Here is a 7,594-nt window from a genome sequence, read left to right as displayed (position 1 = left end):
CCTGGCAGCGGGCGCCCGCGCTGCTGGGTGCCGCGCCGCCCGCGCCGGCCGACGTCGCCACGGCGCCGCTGCGGCTGCCCCCGGACGTGCCGGACCCGGGCGGCTACGTCCACCTGCTCACCGGCGACGACGGCGCGCCGGTCCGCTGGGACCCCTGCCGCCCCGTGCACGTGGTCGTGCGCCCGCAGGGGGAGCCGCCCGGCGGCCGTGCCGCCGTCGAGACCGCCCTGGCGCGGGTGGGCGAGGCGTCCGGGCTCGTCTTCGTCGTCGACGGCGAGACCGACGAGGCGCCGACCACCACACGGGCGCTCACCGACCCGGCCCGCTACGGCGCCCGCTGGTCGCCGGTGCTCGTCGCGTGGAGCGACGCGGGGGAGTACCCGCCGCTGCAGGGCGGTGCTGTCGGCGTCGCCGGCCCGGCGGCGGACCCCGCCGCCGACCGGCTGTCCTGGGTGAGCGGCACCGTCGTCCTCGACGCGGTGTGGTTCGCCGACAACCTGCCGCAGGAGCTGGGCTCACGCCGGGCGGGCGCCGTGCTGTCCCACGAGCTGGCGCACCTCGTGGGGCTCGGGCACAGCGCCGACCCCTTCTCGCTGATGTCGCCCACGTACCAGTCGGTCTACGGGTTCTCGCTGTCGGACCAGGCCGGGCTCGCCAGCCTCGGCGGGGGTGCCTGCCTCCCCGGCTGAGCCGCGGACCCGGGCAGCCTGCCCCGCAGCCCCGCCCGGCACGCGGCGGCCGGCCGCGGGATCATCTGGCGGGGCGCCGGCGTTGACGTCCCCGGACGGTCCGCAGCCGCGGGCCCTGCACCACCCCGGAGGACCCCTGTGCCGCAGCACGACAGCGACCTGCTCTACACGCTCGTCGACGCACCGGGCATCGCCGACCTCGCCGACGTGCCGCGGGACCTCGTCCTCGTGCACCACCTGGCGGGCTTCGTCGACGCCGGGTCCGCCGCGTCGGGTGCCGTGGAGGCCCTGCTCGCCGACCACCAGCGCGTCGACGTCGCGCAGTTCGACGCCGACGGCCTCGTCGACCACCGCAGCCGCCGCCCCGTCATGCACTTCGACACCGACCGCTGGACCGGCTACGACGCCCCGTTCATCACGCTGTCGCTGCTGCGTCGCCACGACGACCCCGGGCACGCCCTGCTCCTGCTGCACGGCGTGGAGCCGGACTACCGCTGGGAGGGCTTCGCCCGCTCGGTGCTGCACCTGGTCCGCCGCCTCGGGGTGCGCCTCGTCGTCGGGCTGTCGGCCATCCCCATGGGCGTCCCGCACACCCGCCCCGCCGGGGTCATCACCCACGGCACGCGGGCCGAGCTCGTCCGCGGCCGCCGGGCGTGGGTCGGCCAGGTCCGGGTGCCCGGCAACGTCGGCGGCTTCCTCGAGCTGCGCCTCGGCGAGGCCGGGGTCGACGCCATGGCGTTCACCGTCAACGTCCCGCACTACGTCGCCGCCTCGGAGTACCCGGACGCCGCCGCCGTCCTGCTGGAGCACCTGTCGCAGGTGAGCGGCGTCCCGATCGACGTCGACGGGCTCAAGGTGCGGGCGGTCCAGACCCGCGCCGACATCGACGCCGAGGTCGCCAAGAGCAGCGAGGTCAGCGCCGTCGTCACCGCGCTGGAGGAGCAGTACGACAACCTGGCGGAGTCCGCCGGTGCCGACCTGCGCAACGACCTGCCCGACGGCGACGAGCTGGGGGCCGAGCTCGAGCGGTTCCTCGCCCAGAACGACAAGGAGCGGGGCACGGACGGCACCGGCCAGCCCGGTCAGCCCGGTCAGCCCGGTCAGCCCGGTCAGCCCGGTCAGCCGGGTCAGCCGGGGGCGGGGGCCGGGGGGAGCGGCCGGTGAGCGTGCGCGCCCTGGACGCCGCCCAGCTCGTCCCCGTGCCGCTGGCCCGCCGGCTCCGCGAGACCGGGCTGCGCTGGGACCCGACCGTGGGGGACCGGTTCGTCCTGGCCGACCGCGACATGGACGCCGAGGTGTTCGTCGTCTCCGACATGGTCGCCGACGTCCACCAGTTCCCGTCCGGCCCCGTCATCGGGTTCAACGGCACCGTGGAGTGGGCGCTGGACAGCGTCGGGACCGAGCAGACGCTGTGGCTGCCGTCGGAGGAGCAGCTGCGCCGCCTGCTGGGCGGGACCTTTCGCCGGCTCGAGCGAGCCGCCGGCGCAGACGGTGACGACCGTCTCCAGGTGACCGTCGTCCTGCCCGGCGACGAGCAGGAGACCACCGAGCACGCGGGCACCGCCGTCGAGGCCTACGCGGCCGCCCTGCTCCGGCTGCTGGAGCGCGCGACCGCCTGAGCACCGTCACCCGGTCGCCGGGGCGGCGCCGCTCAAGCGGCCGAGCCGTCACGCCGACGCTGCAGGGGTGACGGACACCTCCCTCGTGCCCGCGGCCCGGCCCCGCCCCGAGGGCACGCCCGGGCTCACCGGTGCCGCGCACGCACCAGGGACCACAGCACCGGCGGCGGCGATGGTCGCCGCACTGGGCCAGGGGGTCCTGCTGCACGACAGCGTCGGCCGCGTCACCGCCGCCGACGAGACCGCCGCCGGGGCGCTGCGCGTGGGTGTGCACGAGGTCATCGGACGCACCTGGCACGACCCGTCCTGGACCCTCGTCCGGCAGGACGGCCGCCCGCTCGCCGGCCACGAGCACCCCGTCATGCAGGTGCTGTCGGACGGCCGGCCGCGCCACGGCACCCTCGTCGGGCTCCAGGAGGCCGACGGGCTGCGGTGGCTGCGCTTCGACGTCGTCATGCTCGCCGGCACCGGGCCCACGGTCGTCGGCGCGCTCGTCGGCGACGTGACCAGCCAGGTCCACGCCGGGTTCGCCCTGGCCGTGGAGAGCGTGCGGAGCCGCCGGCTGCTCGCCCCCGAGCGCGACGTCCTGCTGCGCGTGTCCCGCTGGGGCCGCGTCGTCGGGGCGTCGGAGGCCTGCGAGGACGTCCTCGGCCGGCCCGTCGACGACGTCGTCGGCTGCTCCGTCGTCGAGCTCGTGTCCCCGGCCGACCGGCCCGCCGTCAAGGCACGCCTGGACGGCCTGCCCTTCGGCGAGGTCGCCGTGATGCGGGTGCGGGTGCGCCGCCGGGGCGGGGAGCGCCGCTGGACCCGCCTGGGGATGCGCTGGACCGACGCGAACCTGTCCGAGGCGCACGTCGTGCTGGCCGACGAGCACGACGCCGTCGTCGCCGGGGCCGCGCTCGCCGAGGTCGAGGGGAGGCTGGCCACGGTCGCCGCGCTCGCCCGCGAGACCGTCGGCCTGCACGCCGCCGACGGGACCTGGACCTGGGTCTCCGACCGGGCTTCCGACGACCTCGGGCACGCGCCCGCCGACCTCGTGGGCCGCCCGCTGCACGACCTCGTCCACCGCGCCGACAGCGGCCGGGTGGACGCCGCGCACGCCGCCGCCGCGGCGGGGGACACGGCGACCGTCCGCTACCGGGTGCAGGGCGCCGACGGCGCGCACCGGCTCGTGGAGTCCGTGCTGTCCGGGCACCTGGACCCCGGCACCGGCCGCCTCGTCGAGCTGCGCTCGGTCACCCGCCCCGCCGACGACCTGGCCCGCGACGAGCAGCACGTCGACCTGGCCGGTCAGACCCTCCGCCGGGTCCTCGAGCAGTCCCCGACCGGTGTCCTCGTGCTGGCGCCGGACGGGTCCTGGCAGACCGTCAACGACGCCGCGCTGCGCCTTCTCGGCCAGGCCAGGGGCGCGCTGGCGCACCGGCGCCACGAGGACCTGCTCGTCGGGCCCGGGCGCGACGACGTCCTCGACGGCCTGCGCGAGGTCGCCACCGGCCGGCGCGAGGCCTGGCACGGGCCCGCCGGCTACGCCTCCGGCGACGGCTCGACCGTCGCGGTCCGGCTGACGGCGTCCGCGGTCGGCGCCGACGGCACCCCCGGCACCGACCCCGCCACCCTGGTCGTGCACGTCGAGGCCGAGCGGGCCGTCGCGGCCCCGGGGGCCGGGCACGGCGTCCCCGCCGACGACGGGCTGACCGGCCTGCGCCCCACCGACCTGGCCGTCGACCGGCTGGTCAACGCCCTGGAGCGCTCGACGCGCACCGGGCGGTCGGTGGGCGTGGTGTGGATCGTCCTGGACGGCCTGGAGGACCTCGTCGCCCAGCACGGGCCCGCCGCCGGCGACTCGGTCCTGGTCGAGGTGAGCACCCGGCTGCGGCGCACCATCCGCCTCGGCGACACCCTGGCCCGGGTGGGGGAGGACGCGTTCCTGCTCGTCTGCGAGGACGTCCACGAGCTGGAGATCTCCCGTGTGGCGGCCCGGGTGTGCGCCTGCGTCGACGTGCCCGCCCCCGGCACCGCGCGGGGCCGGGTCACCGCCAGCGTGGGCTCGGCGGCCCGTCCCTGCTCCGGCACCGAGCACGCGCCCGCCGTCGGCGAGGAGCTCGTCGCCGCGGCCGACACCGCGGCCTCCGACGTGCGCCGGCGGGGCGGCGCGGGCTGGCACCACAGCAAGCACACCTTCGTCTGAGCGGCACGCCGTCCCGGGCGCGCGCACGGGCGTCGCCGCCGCGCCCGTGCTTGCATGGCCGACCGTGACCACCGACGCGACGACCTCCCAGACCCCGGCCGGACCCGACGCGCGCGCCGTCCGCCGGGTGGCCGACGACTACGTGCGCGCGTGCACCGAGCTGGACCCCTCGCTGGCCACCGCCCTGGGCACCGACCCGCTCGCCGACGGGCTGCCCAGGCTCACCCCCGGGGCGGCCGACGACCTGGCCGCGCTGCAGCGCTCGACGCTCGCCGACCTCGACGCCCTCGTCGAGCAGGGGCTGGTCCGCGCCGACGTCGACGCCGAGCGCCGCTGCGCCGCGCTGCTGCGGGAGCGCCTCGGCGCCGCCCTGGCCGCCCACGACGCCGGGGAGCACCTCCGCTCCCTCGGCACGCTGTTCTCGCCCGTCCAGGCCGTCCGCACCGCCGTCGTGCTGCTGCCCGGCGCGACGGCGGAGCAGGTGGGGGTGGCGGTCCGGCGGGTCGCCCTCGTCGAGCGGGCCTACGCCGAGTACGGCGCCACCCTCCTGCACGGGCTGGAGCAGGGCCTGCCCGGCGGTCCCGCGCAGGTCACCGCCGTCCTCGACCAGCTGGACGCCTGGGCGGCGGTCGGGCAGGGGAGAGGCTGGTACGCCGAGCACCTGGCCGGCCTGCTCGACCGGTGCGAGGAGGACGTCCCCGCCGGGCTGCGGCAGCAGGCCCAGGAGGCCGGGCAGTCGGCGCAGCGCGGTGTCCTCGCGCTGCGCACGCTGCTGGCCGAGCAGTACCTGCCCGTCGTCCAGGACGCCCCGGACGCCGTGGGGCGCGAGCGGTACCTCGTCGGGGCGCGCCGCTGGACGGGCTCGGACATCGACCCGCTGGAGGCCTACGGCTGGGGCTGGCGCGACCTGGCCGCCATCCACGCCCGCATGGTCGAGGTCGCCGGGCAGGTGCTCCCGGGGTCCACCCCCAAGGAGGCCATGGACCACCTCGAGGCGCACGGCGAGGCCGTCGACGGCGTCGAGGAGGTGCGGCAGCGGCTGCAGCAGATGATGGACACGGCGGTCGAGGAGCTCGACGGGCGCCACTTCGACATCGCCGAGCCCATCCGCAGGGTCGAGGCGATGATCGCGCCCCCGGGGTCCGCGGCGGCGCCGTACTACTCGCGCCCCAGCCTCGACCTGGTCCGTCCCGGTCGGACCTGGCTGCCGACCCTCGGCCGCGAGCGGTTTCCGATGTGGGACCTGGTGTCCACCTGGTACCACGAGGGCGTCCCGGGCCACCACCTGCAGCTGGCGCAGTGGGCCTACCTGTCCGGCGAGCTGTCGATGTTCCAGACCTCGACCGGCTCGGTCTCCGCCGCCACCGAGGGCTGGGCGCTGTACGCCGAGCGGCTCATGGACGAGCTCGGCTACCTCACCGACCCGGGGCACCTCATGGGCTACCTGTCGGCGCAGGCGCTGCGGGCCGCCCGGGTGGTGGTCGACATCGGCATGCACCTGGGGCTCACCGTCCCCGACGACCAGCACGGCCTGCCGGTGTTCGCCCCGGGGCAGCGCTGGACGCCCGAGCTCGCGGGCCGCTTCCTCGGCGAGCGGACCGGCATGACGCAGGCCTTCATTGACTCCGAGGTGGTCCGCTACCTCGGCATGCCCGGCCAGGCGATCAGCTACAAGCTCGGGGAGCGGGCCTGGCTCGCCGGCCGCGAGGCCGCCCGGGCCCGTGCGGCGAGCGAGGGCCGCGAGCTCGACCTCAGGGCCTGGCACATGGCCGCCCTGGGCACGGGCGCGCTCGGGCTGGACGACCTGGCCCGCGAGCTCGCCGCCCTGGGCTGAGGACGTGCTCGCTACCGGGCGTACCGTGACGGGGAGGACCCGGCGCCGGCCGGTCCACGAGCGCGGGAGACGTCGATGAGGCCTGGACGTGCGGCGGCCCTGAAGGTGCTGCTCGAGACGGTGCGCGGCGACAGCACCCACAGCGTGGGGGACCGGCTGGCGGCGCTGCCCCGGCTCGTCCGCGCGGCGAGGGGCGGGACGTACCGCGGCTGGGACCGGCAGCGGGTGCTCGGCCTCGCCGTCGGTGCGCTGTACGTGGTGTCGCCCGTGGACCTCGTGCCCGAGGTGCTGCTCGGGGTGTTCGGCATGGCCGACGACGCTCTGGTGGCCGCCTGGGTCGCGGGCGCCGTCCTCGCCGAGGTCGACGGCTTCCTGGCCTGGGAGGACGCGGAGAGCAAGGTCGTCGACGGGGACGTCCTGCGCTGAGCCGGCCGCCGCCCGGTCTGCCGTCGTGGGGCCCGGCGGACTGACCGGCCGGGCCACCGTCCCCAGGTCCGCGGCGCTGTCCACAGGCGGCAGAGGCCCCGTCCGAGGGCTGCCGGCCGCCGCAGGCTCGGGGCATGACGACCCGACCTGCCGACCACCTGCCCCGCCCGCGCCCCGCCGTCCCGACGGTCCGCCTCCAGGACCCCGCGGGGGTGGTCGCGGCCGTGCCCTACCTGCTGGGCTTCACGCCGAGGCGCTCGCTCGTCGTCGTCGGGGTGGACGGGGACCGTGGCGTCGGGCCGACGCTGCGGGCGGACCTGCCGACCAGCGCCGTCCTCGGCACCGGCGGCGGCGGGAGGGCCGGTGACGGTGACGGCGAGCGGGCAGGGGACGACGGCGGCGTCCTGGCGGCGGTCTGGCAGCACGCGTCGCAGGTGCTGCGCCGCAACGGCTGCGACCGCGCGCTCGCCGTGGTCTACGCCGACGTCGAGCCGGCCGACCTCGGCGAGGACGCGGTCCGGCGGGTCCTCGACGTCCTGGACCCGCCCTGGGCGGACGGCACGGCCGGCCCGGACGGGGCGTGGCCGGACGCGGACGCCGACGCGGACGCCGACGTGGACGCGCCCTGGCCGGACGGACCCCTCGACGTCCTCGACGTCCTGCTCGTCGGGCCGGGCCGGTTCCGCTCCCTGCTCTGCCCGGACCCCGCGTGCTGCCCCCGTGACGGGTCGCCGGTCGTGGCGACCGCCTCGCACGCGGTGGCGGCGTCGTTCGTGCTGGCCGGCCGCAGCCCGGCCGCCGACCGCGACGGCGTCGAGCCCGAGGCCCCCGCCCCGCC

7 protein-coding genes are annotated in these 7,594 nt (G+C 77.6%); all 7 read left to right on the top strand.

Annotated features, from left to right (window positions below; translation table 11 throughout):
• The coding region (locus WCS02_RS15150) for a matrixin family metalloprotease (protein WP_340294675.1) at positions 1-689 on the top strand (689 nt) is incomplete at its 5' end.
• Positions 690-827: 138 nt separating this feature from the next.
• Entirely contained in the window at positions 828-1,853 is a 1,026-nt protein-coding gene (locus WCS02_RS15145; protein ID WP_340294673.1) for a proteasome assembly chaperone family protein, read from the top strand.
• Positions 1,850-2,308 (top strand): pilus assembly protein CpaE, encoded by a 459-nt coding sequence (locus WCS02_RS15140; protein ID WP_340294670.1) that lies wholly within the window; start codon positions 1,850-1,852, stop codon positions 2,306-2,308. Before WCS02_RS15145 ends, WCS02_RS15140 begins: the two co-directional genes overlap by 4 nt.
• Before the next feature lie 67 nt (positions 2,309-2,375).
• Positions 2,376-4,496, top strand: coding sequence for a sensor domain-containing diguanylate cyclase (locus tag WCS02_RS15135; RefSeq protein WP_340294667.1), 2,121 nt, complete (start codon positions 2,376-2,378; stop codon positions 4,494-4,496).
• A 64-nt stretch (positions 4,497-4,560) separates the two neighbouring features.
• Positions 4,561-6,330 (top strand): DUF885 domain-containing protein, encoded by a 1,770-nt coding sequence (locus WCS02_RS15130; protein WP_340294664.1) that lies wholly within the window; start codon positions 4,561-4,563, stop codon positions 6,328-6,330.
• Positions 6,331-6,405: 75 nt separating this feature from the next.
• Entirely contained in the window at positions 6,406-6,756 is a 351-nt protein-coding gene (locus WCS02_RS15125; protein WP_340294661.1) for a YkvA family protein, read from the top strand.
• Between the two features lie 134 nt (positions 6,757-6,890).
• Positions 6,891-7,594, top strand: a 704-nt coding sequence (locus WCS02_RS15120) for a DUF4192 family protein (protein WP_340294659.1), incomplete at its 3' end; no start/stop codon positions are given.

This window comes from Aquipuribacter hungaricus (assembly GCF_037860755.1).
GTDB classification, from domain to species: Bacteria; Actinomycetota; Actinomycetes; order Actinomycetales; family JBBAYJ01; genus Aquipuribacter; species Aquipuribacter hungaricus.
This window is presented reverse-complemented; position numbering and strand designations above follow the sequence as displayed.

Bases quoted from the DNA above. Each gene is read 5' to 3' on its own strand.
- WCS02_RS15125 (WP_340294661.1), top strand. From the start codon at position 6,406: ATGAGGCCTGGACGTGCGGCGGCCCTGAAGGTGCTGCTCGAGACGGTG.